General features: G+C 69.4%; 17 protein-coding genes. 5 read left to right on the top strand and 12 right to left on the bottom strand.

All coding sequences use genetic code 11. The annotated features are described in order from the left end of the window. Positions 1–51 precede the first annotated feature (51 nt). From AB4Z27_RS16255 to AB4Z27_RS16225, 7 genes are all read right to left on the bottom strand, one after another. Entirely contained in the window at positions 52–1,335 is a 1,284-nt protein-coding gene (locus tag AB4Z27_RS16255) for a UbiH/UbiF/VisC/COQ6 family ubiquinone biosynthesis hydroxylase (RefSeq protein ID WP_092291921.1), read from the bottom strand. After that, positions 1,271–1,810 (bottom strand): hypothetical protein, encoded by a 540-nt coding sequence (locus AB4Z27_RS16250; RefSeq protein WP_255370716.1) that lies wholly within the window; start codon positions 1,808–1,810, stop codon positions 1,271–1,273. Before AB4Z27_RS16250 ends, AB4Z27_RS16255 begins: the two co-directional genes overlap by 65 nt. Continuing rightward, on the bottom strand, positions 1,807–3,213 hold the full coding sequence (locus AB4Z27_RS16245; RefSeq protein WP_441591709.1) for an aminopeptidase P N-terminal domain-containing protein: 1,407 nt from the start codon (positions 3,211–3,213) through the stop codon (positions 1,807–1,809). Before AB4Z27_RS16245 ends, AB4Z27_RS16250 begins: the two co-directional genes overlap by 4 nt. Before the next feature lie 100 nt (positions 3,214–3,313). After that, the gene (murU, locus tag AB4Z27_RS16240; RefSeq protein WP_092292149.1) at positions 3,314–4,063 is read right to left on the bottom strand and encodes an N-acetylmuramate alpha-1-phosphate uridylyltransferase MurU; all 750 of its coding nucleotides are present in this window, start codon (positions 4,061–4,063) and stop codon (positions 3,314–3,316) included. Between the two features lie 5 nt (positions 4,064–4,068). Beyond that, the gene (locus AB4Z27_RS16235; protein WP_092291925.1) at positions 4,069–4,392 is read right to left on the bottom strand and encodes an AzlD domain-containing protein; all 324 of its coding nucleotides are present in this window, start codon (positions 4,390–4,392) and stop codon (positions 4,069–4,071) included. Continuing rightward, positions 4,389–5,066, bottom strand: a complete 678-nt coding sequence (locus AB4Z27_RS16230; RefSeq protein ID WP_255370732.1) for an AzlC family ABC transporter permease — start codon at positions 5,064–5,066, stop codon at positions 4,389–4,391. Before AB4Z27_RS16230 ends, AB4Z27_RS16235 begins: the two co-directional genes overlap by 4 nt. Positions 5,067–5,155: 89 nt before the next feature. After that, a complete protein-coding gene (locus tag AB4Z27_RS16225; RefSeq protein ID WP_441644829.1) occupies positions 5,156–6,202 on the bottom strand; it encodes an aminoglycoside phosphotransferase family protein in 1,047 nt (348 codons plus the stop codon). Positions 6,203–6,380: 178 nt separating this feature from the next. Between AB4Z27_RS16225 and AB4Z27_RS16220 the strand changes: the two genes are divergently transcribed. The 5 genes from AB4Z27_RS16220 (at position 6,381) to trpS (ending at position 13,428) form a co-directional block, all read left to right on the top strand. Next, the gene (locus tag AB4Z27_RS16220; RefSeq protein WP_441644828.1) at positions 6,381–8,858 is read left to right on the top strand and encodes an LPS-assembly protein LptD; all 2,478 of its coding nucleotides are present in this window, start codon (positions 6,381–6,383) and stop codon (positions 8,856–8,858) included. Positions 8,859–8,867: 9 nt separating this feature from the next. Continuing rightward, entirely contained in the window at positions 8,868–10,379 is a 1,512-nt protein-coding gene (locus AB4Z27_RS16215; protein ID WP_441644827.1) for a peptidylprolyl isomerase, read from the top strand. Between the two features lie 30 nt (positions 10,380–10,409). Beyond that, positions 10,410–11,465 carry a 4-hydroxythreonine-4-phosphate dehydrogenase PdxA gene (gene pdxA / locus AB4Z27_RS16210; protein WP_441644826.1) on the top strand — a complete coding sequence of 352 codons (1,056 nt, stop codon included), beginning with the start codon at positions 10,410–10,412 and terminating at the stop codon, positions 11,463–11,465. A gap of 18 nt (positions 11,466–11,483) precedes the next feature. Further along, positions 11,484–12,329, top strand: a complete 846-nt coding sequence (rsmA, locus tag AB4Z27_RS16205) for a 16S rRNA (adenine(1518)-N(6)/adenine(1519)-N(6))-dimethyltransferase RsmA (RefSeq protein WP_092291937.1) — start codon at positions 11,484–11,486, stop codon at positions 12,327–12,329. Positions 12,330–12,390: 61 nt separating this feature from the next. Continuing rightward, positions 12,391–13,428, top strand: coding sequence for a tryptophan--tRNA ligase (trpS, locus tag AB4Z27_RS16200; protein ID WP_092291939.1), 1,038 nt, complete (start codon positions 12,391–12,393; stop codon positions 13,426–13,428). Positions 13,429–13,474: 46 nt separating this feature from the next. On the opposite strand, the gene AB4Z27_RS16195 is transcribed toward trpS, so the two are convergent. From AB4Z27_RS16195 to gmhB, 5 genes are all read right to left on the bottom strand, one after another. Next, positions 13,475–14,380: a DMT family transporter gene (locus AB4Z27_RS16195; protein ID WP_092291941.1), complete on the bottom strand. Its 906-nt coding sequence runs from the start codon at positions 14,378–14,380 to the stop codon at positions 13,475–13,477. A gap of 9 nt (positions 14,381–14,389) precedes the next feature. Then, complete coding sequence (gene gloA, locus AB4Z27_RS16190) at positions 14,390–14,797, bottom strand: lactoylglutathione lyase (protein ID WP_092291943.1); 408 nt, start codon at positions 14,795–14,797, stop codon at positions 14,390–14,392. 92 nt (positions 14,798–14,889) lie between these two features. After that, positions 14,890–15,765, bottom strand: coding sequence for a M48 family metallopeptidase (locus AB4Z27_RS16185; RefSeq protein WP_092291945.1), 876 nt, complete (start codon positions 15,763–15,765; stop codon positions 14,890–14,892). After that, complete coding sequence (locus AB4Z27_RS16180) at positions 15,762–16,523, bottom strand: lysophospholipid acyltransferase family protein (protein WP_092291947.1); 762 nt, start codon at positions 16,521–16,523, stop codon at positions 15,762–15,764. Before AB4Z27_RS16180 ends, AB4Z27_RS16185 begins: the two co-directional genes overlap by 4 nt. Positions 16,524–16,538: 15 nt before the next feature. After that, positions 16,539–17,135 carry a D-glycero-beta-D-manno-heptose 1,7-bisphosphate 7-phosphatase gene (gene gmhB / locus AB4Z27_RS16175; RefSeq protein WP_092291949.1) on the bottom strand — a complete coding sequence of 199 codons (597 nt, stop codon included), beginning with the start codon at positions 17,133–17,135 and terminating at the stop codon, positions 16,539–16,541. Positions 17,136–17,138: the final 3 nt, after the last annotated feature.

Below are 17,138 nucleotides of genomic sequence, written 5' to 3'. Positions count from 1 at the left end.
TGAGGGGGCGGGCCGTGCCTGCGTGGCACGGTGCCCGCCCCCCACGAGGGATCAGCGGCGCGCGCCGTACATCATGTGGCGCGCCAGCGCGTCCTTGAGCGGCGCCACGCAGGCCAGCGCTGCCAGCGACGCCCCGCGCGCATGGGCCGCCAGCGGCCCGCCGATGCCGAAGACACGCGGCAGCAGGTCGGTCACGCCGATGGTCATCGCCCGGTCCACGCGGTGGCGGCCGGCGAAGGCCTGCAACGCCTGCGGCGTGCAGCCGGCGCGCAGCGAGTCAGCCAGTGCGAAGGCATCGCGCAGGCCAAGGTTCAACCCTTGTCCGGCCACCGGATGCAGCGTCTGGGCGGCGTTGCCGACCGCCGCGATGCGGCCATCGACGGTCACCGGCGCCGCATTCAGCCCCAGCGGGAACGCGTGGCGCTTGCCCACCAGCGTGAAGCGGCCCATGCGCGAGCCGAACGCCTCGCCCAGTTCCGCGGCGAATTCGGCATCGGACAGCGCGAGCCGCCGCATGGCCGTATCGGGCGGGCAGCACCAGACCATCGCATAGCCGGCAGTGCCGTGTTCGTCATGCGGCAGCAGCGCGAGCGGCCCTTCCTCGGTGAAGCGCTCCCAAGCCCAGCCTCGCCGCGGTTGCGTACACGTCACATGGCCGATGATGGCCGTCTGTTGGTAGTCGCGCCGCCGGGAGGTTTCGGCGCTGCGCGCCAGCCGCTGCGTGCGCTGGTGGAACAGTCCGCCTTCGGCCTGCACGGCGAGGCGCGCCGTGACCGCCATGGGCAGCCCGACCTGATCGGCATGCGAGGTGCCGGTCAGCCGCACCAGCGCGGCATCTTCCTGCCGCTCGGCCTTGGTGTCCTGCGCGATGTCGTCGATGCGCGTCTCGAACTGGCGCGCCAGGCGGCCCGGCGCGGCGTCCGCGGCACGAGCCAGCGCGCGTTCCAGCGTCTGGCACAGGTCGCCATAGCGCACGACATAGCCGAGCGCCGGCACGCCGTAGTCGTCGTGATGCAGTTTCACGTGGCCAAAGCGCCCGCGCTGCGACACGTGAATGTGCTCGATAGGTTGCACCGGCATCGGCCACGCGCCAATCTGCTCGAGCAGCTGGCGGCTGCCGTGCGACAGCGCAATCGCCCGGGGGTCCCGCGCGGCGCGGGCCGGCGTGGCCGCATCGATCAGCACGATCCGCCACGGCGTGGTGCGCAGCAACTGCGCCGCCAGCGCCAGGCCGACGGGCCCGCCGCCGACGATGGCGATGTCGAACGGCTCAGGGCTGGGCGCCGGACTGTGGCTGGGACTGGGAGTGGTGCTGAGGGTCACGGGGCTTGTCATCAGGAGCTTCCTCGCCGGATTGGGCCGTATCGGCCGCATTCGCCGCATTCGCCGCGGCACGCTTCCACAGCACGGCATCCGTGCGCGACTTGCCGGCGGCGGCATCGCGCAGCGCGTTGTCGAGCTTCTGCTGGTGGAAGCCGGGCAGGGCCTGGAGGTGCGCCACCAGCGCATCGCCGTTGGCGGCGTCCAGCGGGGCCACGCAGCCCTGCTTGCTCTCGGCGTCGCCGGCCAGGATCAGCCAGGCGGCGCCGGTCCACGGCGCGCGGTCGGAAACGCGCACGATCACGCGTTCCAGCGCGTCCCAGGCGAGTTCCTCGCGCTGGCCGTCAGGACGATGCACGACCAGGCGGTCGTCATACAGATTGATCACGAACGGCTCGCCCGGCACCACTTGCCGCGCTGCTGCGGGCTTGCTGGAATGCGTGTGTTGCGTGCCGCCACCGCTGAACAGCTTGCGGAGCAGGGTCTTCATCGTGCGATGTCTCCCAGGTTGTCGCGCATCAGCGCTTCGATGTCATCGGCCTTGACCGGCACGCCGCGCGTGAGCAGGTCGCAGTCGCCGGCGGTGACGACCGCGTCGTCCTCGATCCGGATGCCGATATGCCAGTAGCGCTCCGGCACGTCTTCAGCCGGGCGCACGTAAATACCAGGTTCGATGGTCAGCACCATGCCGGGTTCCAGCGGCCGCCACGGCCGCTCGCCCTCATGGCCGGCGGGCAGCGGGCCCGGCGCGCGGTACTCGCCCACGTCGTGCACGTCCATGCCCAGCCAGTGGCCGGTGCGGTGCATATAGAAGCGGCGATAGCTGCCGCTGGCCAGCACGTCGTCGAGCGTGCCTTCCTTGTTGCGATCGAGCAGGCCGGTGTCGAGCATGCCCTGCGCCAGCACCTTCACGGCGGCGTCGTGGGGCACGTTGTACGGCACGCCGGCGCGCGTCTCGGCGATGGCGGCGTCCTGCGCGGCCACCACCAGGTCGTACAGCTCGCGCTGGGCGGGCGAGAAGCGGCCCGAGACCGGGAAGGTGCGGGTGATGTCCGACGCATAGCCGTCGAGTTCGCAGCCGGCGTCGATCAGGCACAGGTCGCCGTCGCGCAATTCGGCCGGGCCGGCGCGGTAGTGCAGCACGCAGGCGTTCGGGCCGGTGGCCACGATCGAGTTGTAGGCCACGCTCTGCGCGCCATGGCGACGGAATTCGTAGAGCAGTTCGGCTTCGAGGTGATATTCGCGCAACCCGGCCCGCGAGGCGCGCATGGCCCGCACGTGCGCCTGGGCCGAGATCTCGCCCGCGCGGCGCATGATCGCCACCTCGCCGGCGTCCTTGAACAGCCGCATTTCGTCGAGGATAGTGCGCACGTCGAGCGCGGCGGACGGTGCGGCCACGCCGGCGCGGCCCTGCATGCGCACGGCGTCGAGCCAGCCGCGCACCTTCAGGTCCGTCTCGGCCGAGGCGGCCAGCGGGTAGGCCACCTGGGCGCGATTGGCCAGCAGCGGCGGGAGCAGGGCGTCGATTTCCTCCACCGAGTGCGCCTCGTCCAGGCCGAACGCGGCGCGCGCGCCTTCCGGGCCATGGCGGAAGCCATCCCAGATCTCGCGCTCCTCGTGCTTGGGGCGGCAGAACAGGATGCTGCGGTCCGCGCCGGCGCCTTCCCCGGGCGCGCCGGCCACCAGCACCAGCACCGCCTCGGGCTCGGTGAAGCCGGTCAGGTAATAGAAATAGCTGTCGTGACGATAGGGATAGTCGCTGTCACGGTTGCGCATGGCCTCGGGCGCGGTGGGCACGATGGCCACGCCGCCGCCGCCGGCGCGCAGATGTTGCAGCACGCGGGCGCGGCGGTCGCGGCAGGCGCCAAGCAGGGCGGAGTCGGGTGCGGACATGGAGTGGGTGGCGAGGTGGCGAGGTGGGGAATGATGCCGATTCTAAACCCGTCGGCGTGCGGGTGGCCCCGCTGGGAGCCTGGCTGGTGGCGCGGGCGCCTCAGGCGCCGCCGGTGCCGGTGGCGGGCACGCCCAGTTCGGCGCGCAACTCGGTATCCAGCGCGGCCAGCTGCGCCGGCGTGCCGACGTTCTCCCAACGGCCGTCGAAACGTTCGCCGGTGGCATCGCTGCTGGCAATCGCTGCGCGGTAATAGGGCGTCATCGCCACTTTCTGACCCGGCGCGATCTCGCGGAACAGGCGCGTGTCGTACAGGCCGATATTGCCGAAGGTCAGCGGCACGGCATCCCCCGCATCATCGGGCAGCCGCAGCAGGCCGTCGGCGCCCAGCGCGAAGTCCCCGCGCGGGTGGAAGGGCGGATTGGGCACCATCACCAGGTGCATCATCGGTCGCTCCGCACCGGCCATGGCGCGGGCGCGCGGCAGCAGCGCGGCGTAGTCGAAGTCGCAGAAGATGTCGCCCGACACGGCCAGGAAGATCTCGCCGGCGTCAGGGTTTGGCGTCAGTAGCGGCAGGGCCTTGGCGATGCCGCCAGCCGTCTCCAGCGCGCTGCCTTCGGCCGACCAGTGCAGGCGCACRCCGAAGCGCGAGCCGTCGCCGAGCGCCGCTTCCAGCTGCTCGCCGAGCCAGGCATGGTTGATGACGATGTCGGTCAAGCCGGCGCGCGCCAGCGCCTCGATCTTCCAGACGATCAGCGGCTTGCCGCCCACGCGCAGCAGCGGCTTGGGGCAGGTATCGGTCAGCGGACGCATGCGGTCGCCGCGTCCCGCCGCGAAGATCATCGCTTTCAGGGTGTTCACAACCAATACTCCAGGGCGATCAGCGTGGCCATGCCGCCGGCAATCGTCCAGCCCACGCTGCGCGTGTAGGCGGCGATGACGATGGCCACCAGCCCGGCCACGAGCCGGGTGTTATAGGGGCTCAGGTAGAGCGCGCCGTCGTGCATCAGCAGGTCCGGGGCGATCAGCGCCGAGAGCATCGCCGCCGGCACGAACTGGAGCGCGGTGCGGAACCAGGACGGCAGCCGCACGCGGCCTTCCACGGCGATGAACGACAGCCGGATCAGGTACGTGGCAAGCCCGGCGCCCAAAAACACCCACAGCAAGGTCATCGGATTCATGCCGCCGGCTCCTTGCGCGGGCTGCGGCCCGGCGTGGGGTGCCCGCGCCCGAGCAGCAGCATGCCCGCCGCGATACCGCCCAGCGCGGCCACCATCAGGCCCAGCTTGTGCGGCAGGCCGAAGCAGGCCACCGCCAGCGCCGTGGCCACCAGCGCGGCGGCCACGTGGGCGCGGTGCTTGAGGTTCGGCACGATGATGGCGATGAAGGTCAGCGGCAGGAAGAAATCGAGCGGCCAGTCCTGCGGCACCTGCGCGCCGACCAGCACGCCGGCCAGCGTGGAGAGCTGCCAGCTCGACCACAGCGAGAAGCCGGCGCCGAAGTAGAACCAGTGGCGGTAGCGCGCCCGCTCGCCGGTATCGCCCAGGCGGCGCGTCATGGCGGCGAAGGCCTCGTCGGTCAGCAGGTAGGCCACCAGCGCCTTCCAGCGGCGCGGCAGCGGTGCCAGCGACGGGGCGATCGTGGCCGAATAGAGCGCGTGGCGCAGGTTGACCATCGCCACGGTGAAGGCGATCACCAGCGCCGGCGTGCCGGCCGCCCAGAGTTGGGTCAGGATCATCTGGGAGGCGCCGCCGAACACGATGGCGCTCATCGCGCAGGCCAGCCAGGCGGGCATGCCGGCATTGACCGCCAGYACGCCATAGATCAGGCCGAACGGCACCACGCCGAGCAGCATCGGCGCCAGCGCGCGCACGCCGGCCCACCATTCCCCGCCACGGGTGACCGGCGCGGGGCTGGGCGATGCAGGATCAGCGGGGGCGGCGCTCAAAACGTGAACCCGGCGGGGCGCTCGGTGCCTTCCAGGGCATCGAGCAGCCGCACCAGCTTGCGCAGCTCGGTGTAGCGGCCGGCCACGTTGCGCGTGTACTTGAGYACCAGCGGCAGGTTGGCGAGGTAGCCGTCCTTGCCATCCCGGTGGTACAGGCGGGCGAAGATGCCGAGCACCTTCAGGTGGCGCTGCAGGCCCATCCACTCGAAATCGCGGTAGAAGGCGCCGAAATCGGCGTTCAGCGGCAGCCCGGCCTTGCGCGCGCGCTCCCAGTAGCGGATCAGCCAGTCGAGCTGCTGCTCTTCGTCCCACTCTATATAGGCGTCGCGCCAGAGCGAGACCGCGTCATAGGTGGCCGGGCCGATCACGGCGTCCTGGAAGTCCAGGATGCCGGGGTTGGCGCCATCGGGCAGGACCATCAGGTTGCGCGAGTGATAGTCGCGATGCACGTAGACCTGCGGCTGGGCCAGGTTGTTGGCCAGCACGGCGTCGAAGACTTCGCGCAGGTCGGCCTGCTGGGCGTCGTTCAGCGTGGCGCCCAGGTGGCGGCCCACGTACCACTCGGGGAACAGGTCCAGCTCGCGCTGGAGCAGGGCGCKGTCGTAGGCGGGCAGCGTGCCGGGGCGGGTGGCCAGCTGGATCCTGACCAGCGCGGCGGCGGCGTCGTCATAGAGGCCGCGCGCGGACGAGGCGTCCAGCTTCGACAGGTAGGTCTGGCTGCCGAGGTCGGCCAGCAGCAGGAAACCCTGCGCCAGGTCCTGGGCCAGCACGGTGGGCACGGTCACGCCGGCCTCGCCGAACAGCCCGGCCACGTGGATGAACGGCCGGCAGTCCTCGTGCGCGGGCGGGGCGTCCATGACGATGGCCGTCGGATGGGCGGCATGGCCGGTGCGCACGCGGAAGTAGCGGCGGAAGCTGGCGTCGGCGGATGCCGGGGCGCAGGAGTCGGGGTCGATCGACCATGTGGCGCCGAGCCCGGCGACCCAACTCTTGAGCTGGGCGATACGCGGGTCGGAGGTTGGGTCGTGAATAAGTGCTGCCATGCCGGATTGGGTGGATACGATGCCCCGTATAATACCCGACCAGACCCGGGCGCCGGGTGGCCCCCGGGAGGGGCCTTTGTTGCCCCGCAGCCTGCTCCGGCAAGGGTTGGCGGGAAGTACGGAACCGTTCGCGGGACCGTTCCGCAGCCCGGCGCCGAGCCGACCGATAACCGTCCGCATGACCGAACAACAACGATCACCGCATCATCCGGCCACCCGACCGCCCGCGCTGCGCGGCCTGCCGCGGCGCATGCGTGCCGCTTTGCCGGCCAGCACCCTGCGTCCGCTCGTGCTGGCCATGGCGGGCCTGTCGGTGAGCGTGCACGCGCAATATGGCGCGGGCTCGGCCATCCCGAACATCGACATCGCCGAGCCGGCGGTCACCCAGACCCCCGAAGCCCCGCCGCCCRCGCCGGAAGCCGGCGTGCTGGTGCCGCGCCTGGACGAGGCGCCGCCGAAGGCGGCCACGGCCAGCAGCATGAACATCGCGCCGAGCTCGACCCCGTCGAACCCCAACGCCCCGGCCTATGTCTCGGGCGACAGCCTGACCGGCTTCAGCGAAAAGGGCGTGGCGCTCGAGGGCAATGCCGAGCTGCGCCGAGACGGCGCCGTGGTCAAGGGCGACAAGGTGACCTATGACCAGGACACCGACGAGGCCCATGCCACGGGCAACGTGCGCCTGTCCAAGAGCGGCACGCTGGCCGTGGGCCCCGAGGCCAAGCTGCGCGTGGAGGCCAACGAGGGCTACATGCTCTCGCCCGACTACTATTTCCACCAGACCGGCGGCGCGGGCAGCGCGGAGCGCATCGACTTCATCGACCCCGACCGCAGCACGATGAAGAAGGCGTCGTACACGACCTGTTCGCCCGACAACGCCGACTGGTACTTCAGCGCGAACCGCATCGACATCGACAGCGACCGCCAGGTGGGTACCGCCTACGGCGGCGTGCTGCGCTTCTTCAACGTGCCGATCGCCGGCGCGCCGGCGTTCTCGTTCCCGCTGAACGACGAGCGCCGCAGCGGGGTGCTGGCGCCGCTGATGGGGTACAGCTCCAAGTCGGGGCTCGACCTGACAGTGCCGTACTACTTCAACCTGGCGCCGAACCGCGACCTGACGCTCTATCCGCGCCTGCTGACCTCGCGCGGCGTGCAGCTGGGCGGCGACTACCGCTACCTCGGCGATGGCTACTCGGGCCGCCTGCGGGCCGAATTCCTGCCGGACGACAGGAAGGCCGAGCGTGACCGCTGGGCGTATTCGTTCCAGCACACCCAGCGGATCATTCCGGGCATGACGGCGTATGCCAACGTCAGCAAGGTGTCCGACGACCAGTATCCGGACGACCTGACGCGCTCGGTCTCCCAGTCCACGCTGCGCCAGTACACGCAGGAAGGCGGCGTGATCTACAACTGGCAGGACTTCACGTTCATGGCACGGGTGCAGAAGTTCCAGACGCTGCGCCCGAGCGAGCCGTCGTACGAGCGCGAGCCGCAGTTGAACGCCCGCTACACGCGTTATGACTTCGGCGGCTTCGATATCTCGGTGGAAGCCGACTACACCCGCTTCCGGATCCCGCTGACGTCCACCGGCTTCCAGCAGCCCGAGGGCAACCGCGCGTTCATCCAGCCGGTGATCAGCTACCCGATCATCCGCCCGGGCTGGTTCGTGACGCCGAAGGTGATTTTCAACGCCGCGCAGTACAACATGGACACCGGCACCAACACCACCGGCGCGCAGAACTCKTTCGGCCGCGCCATTCCCACGGTGAGCCTGGACTCGGGCATGGTGTTCGACCGCGCGGCGCCYGGCGTRAGCAARCTGTTCGGCGTGAACTACACCCAGACGCTGGAACCGCGCCTGTTCTACGTCTACACGCCGTTCCGCGACCAGAGCCAGTTCCCGCTGTTCGATACTGTCCAGACAGACTTTGGCTATGGGCAGATCTTCAGCGAGAACGCGTTCACCGGTAATGACCGGATCGCCGACAACAACAAGCTCACGGCGGGCGTGACCACGCGCCTGATCGAGTCCGAKACCGGCATCGAGCGCTTCCGCGGCACGCTGGCGCAGCGCGTGGACTTCACCGGCCAGCGCGTGCAGCTGACCGGTACATCCACAGATACCAAGCCGAGCTATTCTGACTTGCTCGCAGCTACCACGATCCAGCTGTTCCGCGGCTACTATCTCGATGCGGGCATCCAGTACAGCCCCGAGGACAACCGCGTGAATTACTCGAACGTGGCGTTCGCGTGGCGGCCGGAGTCGCGCAAGCTGGTCAACGTGGGCTACCGCTACCGCCGGCCGACCTCGGTGACCGATAACTCCGCCATCGACCAGTTCGAGCTGTCGAGCCAGTGGCCGATCACGCGCCGCACCTACGGTATTGGCCGGGTGGCGTTCGACCAGACCGCCAACCAGCTGGTCGATGCGCTGGCCGGCATCGAATACGCCGCCGACTGCTGGGTGGGACGCGTGGTATACCAGCGTTTCCGCAACACCACGCAGGGCTATACCGGCCGGTTCTTCCTGCAGGTGGAATTCCGCGGGTTGTCCAAGATCGGTTCCAACCCGCTGGACATGCTGCGTCTGAACGTGCCCGGCTACGAGCCTGTTACCGCACGTCCGGTGCCCACGTCCCAGTACGATCACTATGAATGACGGACCAAGATGAAACGTCGAGCTTCCAACGCGCTGTCCCGATCCAACCCCCTGTGGCACGTGGCGATGGCTGCCGTGCTTGCCGCGCTGGCCGCGCCAGCCGTGGCGCAGCTCAAGGCCCCGTCGGCGCCCTCGGGCAAGCCGTCACTTTCCGGTAGCGGCAGCGGCAGCGGCCGCACCTCGGGCATCTTCCTGCAGCAGCCCGCCCAGCAGGCCGTGCCGCCGAGCGAGCCGCAGATGGGCGTGCCGCAGCCGGGCCAGAAGCGCTCGCAGCTTGTCGATGAAGTGGTGGCGGTGGTCAACAACAGCGTGATCACGCGGCGCGAGCTGCTGGACCGCGCCGACGAGATCGAGAGCCAGCTGCGCGCCGCGCAGCGTGAGGTGCCGCCGCGCGCCGACCTGCTCGGCGAAGTGCTCGAGCGACTGGTGATGGAGCGCGTGCAGACGCAGGCCGCGCAGGACGCCGGCATCCGCGTGACCGACCAGGAAGTCGACCGCGCCATCGAGTCCGTGGCGCAGCAGAACCGCCTGACCGCYACCGAACTGCGCAGCCGCGTGGAAGCCAGCGGCATGAGCTGGACCAAGTATCGTGACGAACTCCGCAAGCAGGTGCAGGTGATTCGCCTGCGCGAGCGCGAGGTCGACTCCAAGGTGCAGGTCTACGACGGCGAGATCGACAACTACCTCGCCGCGCGCAAGGGCGGCGCCGCGCCGGCCGGGCCGACCGAGTACAACGTCGCCCAGATCCTGATCCGCGTGCCCGAAAACGCGTCCGACGCCCAGAAGGCCGAGCTGAAGACCAAGGCCGAGGGCCTGCTGAAGCAGGCGCAGGGCGGGGCGGACTTCGCCGCGCTGGCCAAGGCCAACTCGGAAGCACCTGAGGCGGCGCAGGGCGGCGCGCTCGGTTTCCGCGAGATCGGCCGCCTGCCGGCGCTGTTCGCCAACGCCGTGGTGGACCTCCAGCCCGGCGCACTGGCGCCCGAGGTGGTGGAGTCGGCCAACGGCTTCCATGTGATCCGGCTGATGGCCAAGCGCGCCGCGCCGGCCGCCGACCAGCCGCAGGCCAGCGAGCGCATCACGCAGACCCAGGTGCGCCACATCCTCGTGCGCACCGGTCCGAACATGCCCGAGGCCGAGGCACGCCGCCAGATGACGACGCTGCGCGACCGCATCACGCACGGCGGCGACTTTGCCGACTTCGCGCGCCGCTTCTCGCAGGACGGCTCGGCCCAGCAGGGCGGCGACCTGGGCTGGGTCTCGTCGGGCGAACTGGTGCCCGAGTTCGAGCAGGCCATGAACCGGCTGCGTCCGGGCGAAATCTCCGACCCGGTGGTCACCCAGTTCGGCGTGCACCTGATCCAGGTGATGAATCGCCGCGAGACCGAGGTGTCGGCGGAGAAGCAGCGCGACTTCGCCCGTTCGGAAGTCCGGGAGCAGAAGCTGCGCGCCGCCTATGATGACTGGGTGCGCCAGCTCCGCAGCGCGGCGTACGTGGAATACCGCATCAACCGCCAGCGCTGATCCGCCGGCGCCCCCGACCCCACCCCATCCATGCCCGACCCGCTCGCGCTAGCCATTACCACCGGAGAACCTGCCGGCATCGGCCCCGACATCACGATCGGGGCGCTGCTGCAGCTTGCCGGCAGCAATGGCAACCGCAACGGGCACTACCGCTTCCATGTGCTGGGCGATGCCCGTCTGCTGGCCAGCCGGGCCGCGGCGCTGGGCGTCGGCCACGCCTGGACGCGCCAGATCGGCGAAGGCGGGGTGGTGGTGGAGGATGTGCCGCTCGGCGTGCAGAGTGAGCCGGGCAAGCTCGACGCCCGCAACGGCCGCTACGTGCTGGCGCTGCTGGACGCCTCCATCGACGGCCTGCAGGCCGGCAAATACGCGGCGATGATCACCGCGCCGGTGCAAAAGAGCACGATCAACGACGCGGGCGTGCCGTTCACCGGCCACACCGAATACCTGGCCGAGCGCGCCGCCGTGCCGCGTGTGGTGATGATGCTGGCCGGCCCGCAGCCGGCCCACGACAACGCCATGCTGCGCGTGGCGCTGGCCACCACGCACCTGCCGCTGCGCGCGGTGCCCGACGCACTCGACATCCCGATGCTGGTGGAGACGCTGACCATCATCGATACCGACCTGCGTCGCCATTTCGGCATCGCCCGGCCGCGCATCCTGGTGACCGGCCTGAACCCGCACGCCGGCGAGAGCGGCCACATGGGGCGCGAGGAGATCGACGTGATCGGCCCCGCCCTGTCCCTGGCCTGCGATGCCGGCATCGACGCCCGCGGCCCCTATCCAGCCGACACGCTGTTCCAGCCGCGCCACCTGCGCGACGCGGACTGCGTGCTGGCGATGTACCATGACCAGGGACTGGCGCCGCTCAAGTACGGCACCTTCGGGCACGGCGTGAACATCACGCTGGGCCTGCCCTTTATCCGCACCTCGGTGGACCACGGCACCGCGCTCGACCTGGCCGGCAGCGGCCGCGCCGAGCACGGCAGCATGATCGAGGCCATCCGCAGTGCCATTACCATGGCTGGCCACGCCAACGGGCGCCATCACGACGGCAATGCCGGCGTGTGGCCCGCTACCCGCTGACCGCCAGCCGCAGACACCATGCGTTCAAACGTGCACCAGGGCCATGTGGCCCGCAAACGATTCGGACAGAACTTCCTGGTCGATGACGGCATCATCCACGGCATCGTCGGCGCGATCGATCCGCAACCGAATGACATCGTGGTCGAGATCGGCCCGGGCCTCGGCGCGCTGACCGACCCGCTGCTCGAGCGCCTGCCGCAGATGCAAGTGGTGGAGCTGGACCGCGACCTCGTGGACCGCCTGCGCCGCCGCTACAACGACCGGCTGGTCGTGCACGCCGGCGACGCGCTGGCGTTCGACTTCGGCAAGCTGCACGAGACCGGCCGCCCSCTGCGCATCGTCGGCAACCTGCCGTACAACATTTCCAGCCCGCTGCTGTTCCACCTGATGGACTTCGCGGACCAGGTGCGCGACCAGCACTTCATGCTCCAGAAGGAAGTCGTGGAGCGCATGGTGGCGGACCCGGGCAGCAAGGCCTTCGGGCGGCTGTCGATCATGCTCCAGGTGCGCTATCACATGGAACATGTGCTCGATGTGCCACCTGGCTCGTTCAATCCGCCGCCCAAGGTCGATTCTGCCGTGGTGCGCATGATCCCGTGGCCGCGCGGCGAGGATGGCCGGCTGCGCTCRCCGTACCCCGCCTGCGACGCAGGCGTGCTGGGCGACGTGGTGACCGCCGCGTTCTCGCAGCGCCGCAAGGTGCTGCGCAACACGCTGTCCTTCCTGCGCGATCAGGTCGACTTCGACAAGCTCGGCTTCGACCTTACCCGCCGCGCCGAGGAAGTGCCCGTGGCCGAGTATGTCGAGCTGGCGCGCACCGTCGGCGACAGCGCCGCGCCCCGCCCCGCGCGCGGCGTGGCCTGAATCACGCATAGTTTTCCGTTTTCCGAATTTTTTCGAATATTCCGAAGTTCCAGCGACGCTTATGACCGCCAACACGCTAACCGCGAAAACCGACCCGCGTCCCGTCATCCTGACCGGTGACCGCCCCACCGGCCCGCTGCACCTGGGCCACTTCGTCGGCTCGCTCAAGAGCCGCGTCGCCCTGCAGGACTCGCACAAGCAGTACGTGCTGCTGGCGGACACGCAGGCCATGACCGACAACGCCCACGATCCGGAAAAGGTGCGGCGCAACGTGCTGGAAGTGGCGCTAGACTACCTGGCCGTCGGCATCGACCCGGCCAAGACCACGATCACSGTGCAGTCGCACCTGCCCGCGCTGGCCGAACTGACGCTGATGTACCTGAATTTCGTCACGGTGGCGCGCCTCGAACGCAATCCGACGATCAAGGAAGAGATCCAGGCGCGCGGGTTTGGCCGTGACATCCCGGCGGGCTTCCTGTGCTATCCCGCCTCGCAGGCGGCGGACATCACCGGCTTCAAGGCCGTGCTGGTGCCGGTGGGCGAGGACCAGGCGCCGCTGATCGAGCAGACCAACGAGATCGTGCGCCGGATTAACCATCAGGTGGGTCGCGAYGTGCTGCCCGAAGCCGCCGCGCTGATCCCCAAGCATGGCCGCCTGCCGGGTGTCGATGGCAAGGCCAAGATGAGCAAGTCGTTGGGCAACGCGATTCCGCTGGGCGCCTCGCCCGAGCAGATCAAGGAAGCGGTGCACCGCATGTACACCGACCCGAACCACCTGAAGGTGTCCGATCCGGGCCAGGTGGAGGGCAATGTCGTGTTCACYTACCTCGATGCGTTCGATCCGAACGTGGAGGAAGTGACCGAGCTKAAGGACCACTACCGCCGTGGCGGCCTGGGCGACATGGTGCTCAAGCGCCGTGTGGAAGGCATCCTGCAGGAGATGCTGCGCCCGATCCGCGAGCGCCGTGAGGAACTGGCGAAGGACCCGGGCTATGTGTTCGAGATCCTGCGCAAGGGCACGGCCGAAGCGCGCGAACTGACCCAGCAGACGCTGGAAGAGGTACGCGACGCGCTCGGAATGTTCTCGTTCCCGCGCTAAGTCGTTCGATGACAGGCGCCGCGAGCTTGATCGCGGTGCCTGTGCCTCAGCCCTTCCGGTTCACCAGCACGATCCCCAGCAGCACCAGCACCGCCGCCGCGCCGAAGCGCAGGCCGACGGCGTCGTGCATCAGCAGCACCCCGAAGGCTACGCCGAACAGCGGTGTCAGGAACGAAAACACCGACAGCCGCGACGCCAGGTACTGCCTGAGCAGCCAGAACCAGATCAGGTAGCTCGCAAACGCGATCAGCACCGACTGGTAGAACAGGCTCGCCACCACCATCCCGTTGACTTCCACCCGCCCGGCCTGACCCGCCGCTAGCGCCATCGCCAGCAGCAGCACCGCCGAGACCGCCAGCTGGTACAGCAGCGTCTTGCTGGCCGGGGCGCTTGAGAGCGAGCTGGCGCGCACGACGATGGTCGTGGCCGCCCAGAGCGCGCCGGCGACCACGCCCAGCGCGTCGCCGAGCAGCGTGCTGGCATGCGCCGAGGTGGCCGCGATGCCATCGACAAAGGCCAGCGCCATGCCGCAGAACGCCAGCACCACGCCCAGCCACTGGCCGCGCCGCAGGTGCTCGCCGGGCACGAAGAGGTGCAGGCCCAGCGCCGTGAAGATCGGCGCGGTGTAGAGGAACACGGCCATGCGCGAGGCCGTGGTGTGGCCCAGCCCGACGAAGATGCAGAAAAACTCGGCGCCGAACAGCAGCCCGGCCACCAGCCCGGGGCGCAGCGTGCCGTCGCGCTGCCACAGCGGCGTGCCGCGCCAGGACGCGAAGGCGAACACCAGCAGCGCCGCAATCGCCGAGCGCACGCCGGCCTGGAGCACGGCGCCCATCAGCGGCGCCGTCACCTTGATCACCACCTGTTGCAGGCCCCAGGCGGCGCACAGCAACACCATCAGGCCGATGGCCGTGCCGTCCAGCGGGCGCCGCGTCAGGGCTTGCGTGTTCATCGGGCTGGCTTACGGGCGCGACGCGTCACGCGTCGAATGCCGCTCGATCAGCTCGATCTTGTAGCCGTCCGGATCCTCGACGAAGGCGATCACCGTGGTGCCGCCCTTGACCGGACCGGCCTCGCGCGTGACCTTGCCGCCCGCCGCGCGGATGCGCTCGCAGGCCGCCGCGGCGTCCGGGGTTTCCAGCGCGATGTGGCCGTAGGCGGTGCCCAGGTCGTACTGGTCCACGCCGTAGTTGTAGGTCAGCTCGAGCACGGCCGTCTCGCTCTCGGGGCCGTAGCCGACGAACGCCAGGCGGTACTTGTACTCGGGGTTGTCGCTCTCGCGCAGCAGCTGCATGCCGAGCACGCGCGTGTAGAAGTCGATGGAGCGCTGGTAGTCGCCAACGCGGAGCATGGTGTGGAGGAGTCGCATGGGGAGCCCTTTTCTGGAATTCGTAGGATGGCGAGGCCGTATTTTAGTCCGGATGGCGGGGCCTCGCCGGCGGCTCCCCGCCTCGCCGGGCGTCAGAACGTCGGCAGCAGCTCGGGCGGATGCGCGCGCAGCTGGGCGCGGGCATCGCGGAACTCGGGAAAGATCGATTCCACTGTTTCCCAGAAGCGCGGGCCGTGGTTCATTTCCTTGAGGTGCGCCAGTTCGTGCGCGGCCACGTAGTCGATCATCGACAGCGGGAAATGCATGAGCCGCCAGTTCAGGCGGATCTTGCCGTCGGCGGTGCAGCTACCCCAGCGCGTGGCGGCCGAGGTCAGCGCGAAGCCGGTGTGGCGCACGCCGAGCTTGTCGGCGTAGATATCGAGCCGCTCCACCAGCAGGCGGCGCGCCTGGTGCTGGAGCCAGCCCTGCACGCGGTCCTTGATCTGCTGCTCGTCGGCGTGCGTCGGCAGCGCCAGGTGCAGCACGCGCGTGTCGGCGTCGAACAGCAGCGCGCCGGCCGGCGAATCGAGCTGGAGCGTGATCGGCTTGCCCAGGAACGGCAGGCTCGCGCCCTCGCGCCATTGCACCGTCGGCAGTATGCGGCGAGCCTCGCGGTGGCGCCACTCGCCCAGCTTGTTGAAGATCCAGCGCTGCTTTTCCAGGATGGCCGACTCGATATCGGTCAGCGTAACCCAGCGTGGCGCCGTGATCGACAGCCCGCGGTCATCCACCGTAAAGCCGATGGTGCGCCGCGACGAGCGCTTGAGCGCGTAGTGGAGCATGCGCTCGCCCACGTGCAGCGTGCGGCCGTTGGGCAGGGCGGGTGGCCAGGTGTCGGCCGGGGGCGTGTCCAGCGAGGGCGCCAGCAGCGCGGCATCCGCGGCGGAGGCAGCGCTGGGCGCAGCCTCCGCGAGCGGCAGTTCGAGCTGCGCGCCGGGGTTGTCGGGAGTGGGACGCAGCAGCTTCATGCGGCGGCTTCGCTGGGGTTGCGGCGATAGCTTTCGGGATCGATCCGGCGCATCTCGGCCTCGATCCACGCTTCCACTTCCTGGTTCAGCACGTCGGCGGTCTTGTTGGCCGACGAAATCGGCATGCCGATCGAGATCGTGATCAGGCCGGGGTATTTCAGGAAGGAGTTGCGCGGCCAGACGCGTCCGGAGTTGACCGCCATCGGGATCACCCAGGCGCCGGTTTCCACGGCCAGCCGGGCGCCGCCGCTCTTGTAGCGGGGGTTCTCCTGGCCGGCGCGCGTGCGCGTGCCTTCGGGGAACATGATGATCCAGGCGCCCTCGGCGAGCCGGTCGCGGCCCTGGCGCGCGGCCGAGGCGAACGCGCGCGTGCCTTCCTTGCGGTTGATATGGACCATCTTGAGCATGCCCAGCGCCCAGCCGAAGAACGGCACGAACAGCAGCTCGCGCTTGAACACGAAGCACAGCGGCTTGGGCATCAGCGCCACGTAGGCCACGGTTTCCCAGGCGGACTGGTGCTTGGAGAGCAGCACCACGGGCTTGTCGAGCATCGCGTCCATGCGCTCGCCGTTTTCGATGCGGTAGCGCATGCCGCAGATCAGGCGGCCAGCCCAGATCACGAGCAGGGGCCAGCCACGCACGAAGCGGAAGCGCCGGTCGGCGTTCATGAACGGGAAGGCGATGAAGCAGGCGCACGCGTAGGGCGGCGTGAGCACGATCAGGTACAGCGCGAACAGCAGGGAACGGATAAAGGTCATCAGTGTGGCCGGAATTCAGGGGGCGCTGGGCGCGGGTGACGAAGACGCCTTGTGGGCGGCATCGCCGGCAATCAGCCAGCGGGCGAACGCGGCCAGGTCGTCGTGGATGCGCGTGCCGGCGGGCAGGGTGCCCTTGTCACGCGTCTTCACGCCCTTGCCGGTCAGGACCAGATGGGGGATGCAGCCAACCGCCACGCCGGCTTCGAGGTCGCGCAGGGAGTCGCCCACCACGGGCACGCCGCGCAGCTCCAGGCCGAAGCGCTCGCCGATCTGCTCGAACAGGCCCGACTTGGGCTTGCGGCAGTCGCAGTTGTCGGCGGCCGTGTGCGGGCAGAAGAACACCGCCTCCACGCGCCCGCCGAGGTTGGCCAGCCCCTTGTACATCTTCTCGTGCATCGCATTCAGCGCGCTCATCTCGAACAGGCCGCGCCCGATGCCGGACTGGTTGCTCGCGATCACCACGCGGTAGCCGGCCTGGTTCAGCGTGGCGATGGCCTCGAGGCTGCCGGCGATCGGCACCCATTCATCGGGCGTCTTGATGAAGTGGTCGCTGTCGAGGTTGACCACGCCGTCGCGGTCGAGGATCACAAAGCGGGGCTGGGACTGTGGCATCGC

It is taken from the genome of Cupriavidus sp. KB_39 (assembly GCF_052114485.1).
Lineage (GTDB): Bacteria > Pseudomonadota > Gammaproteobacteria > Burkholderiales > Burkholderiaceae > Cupriavidus.
This window is presented reverse-complemented; position numbering and strand designations above follow the sequence as displayed.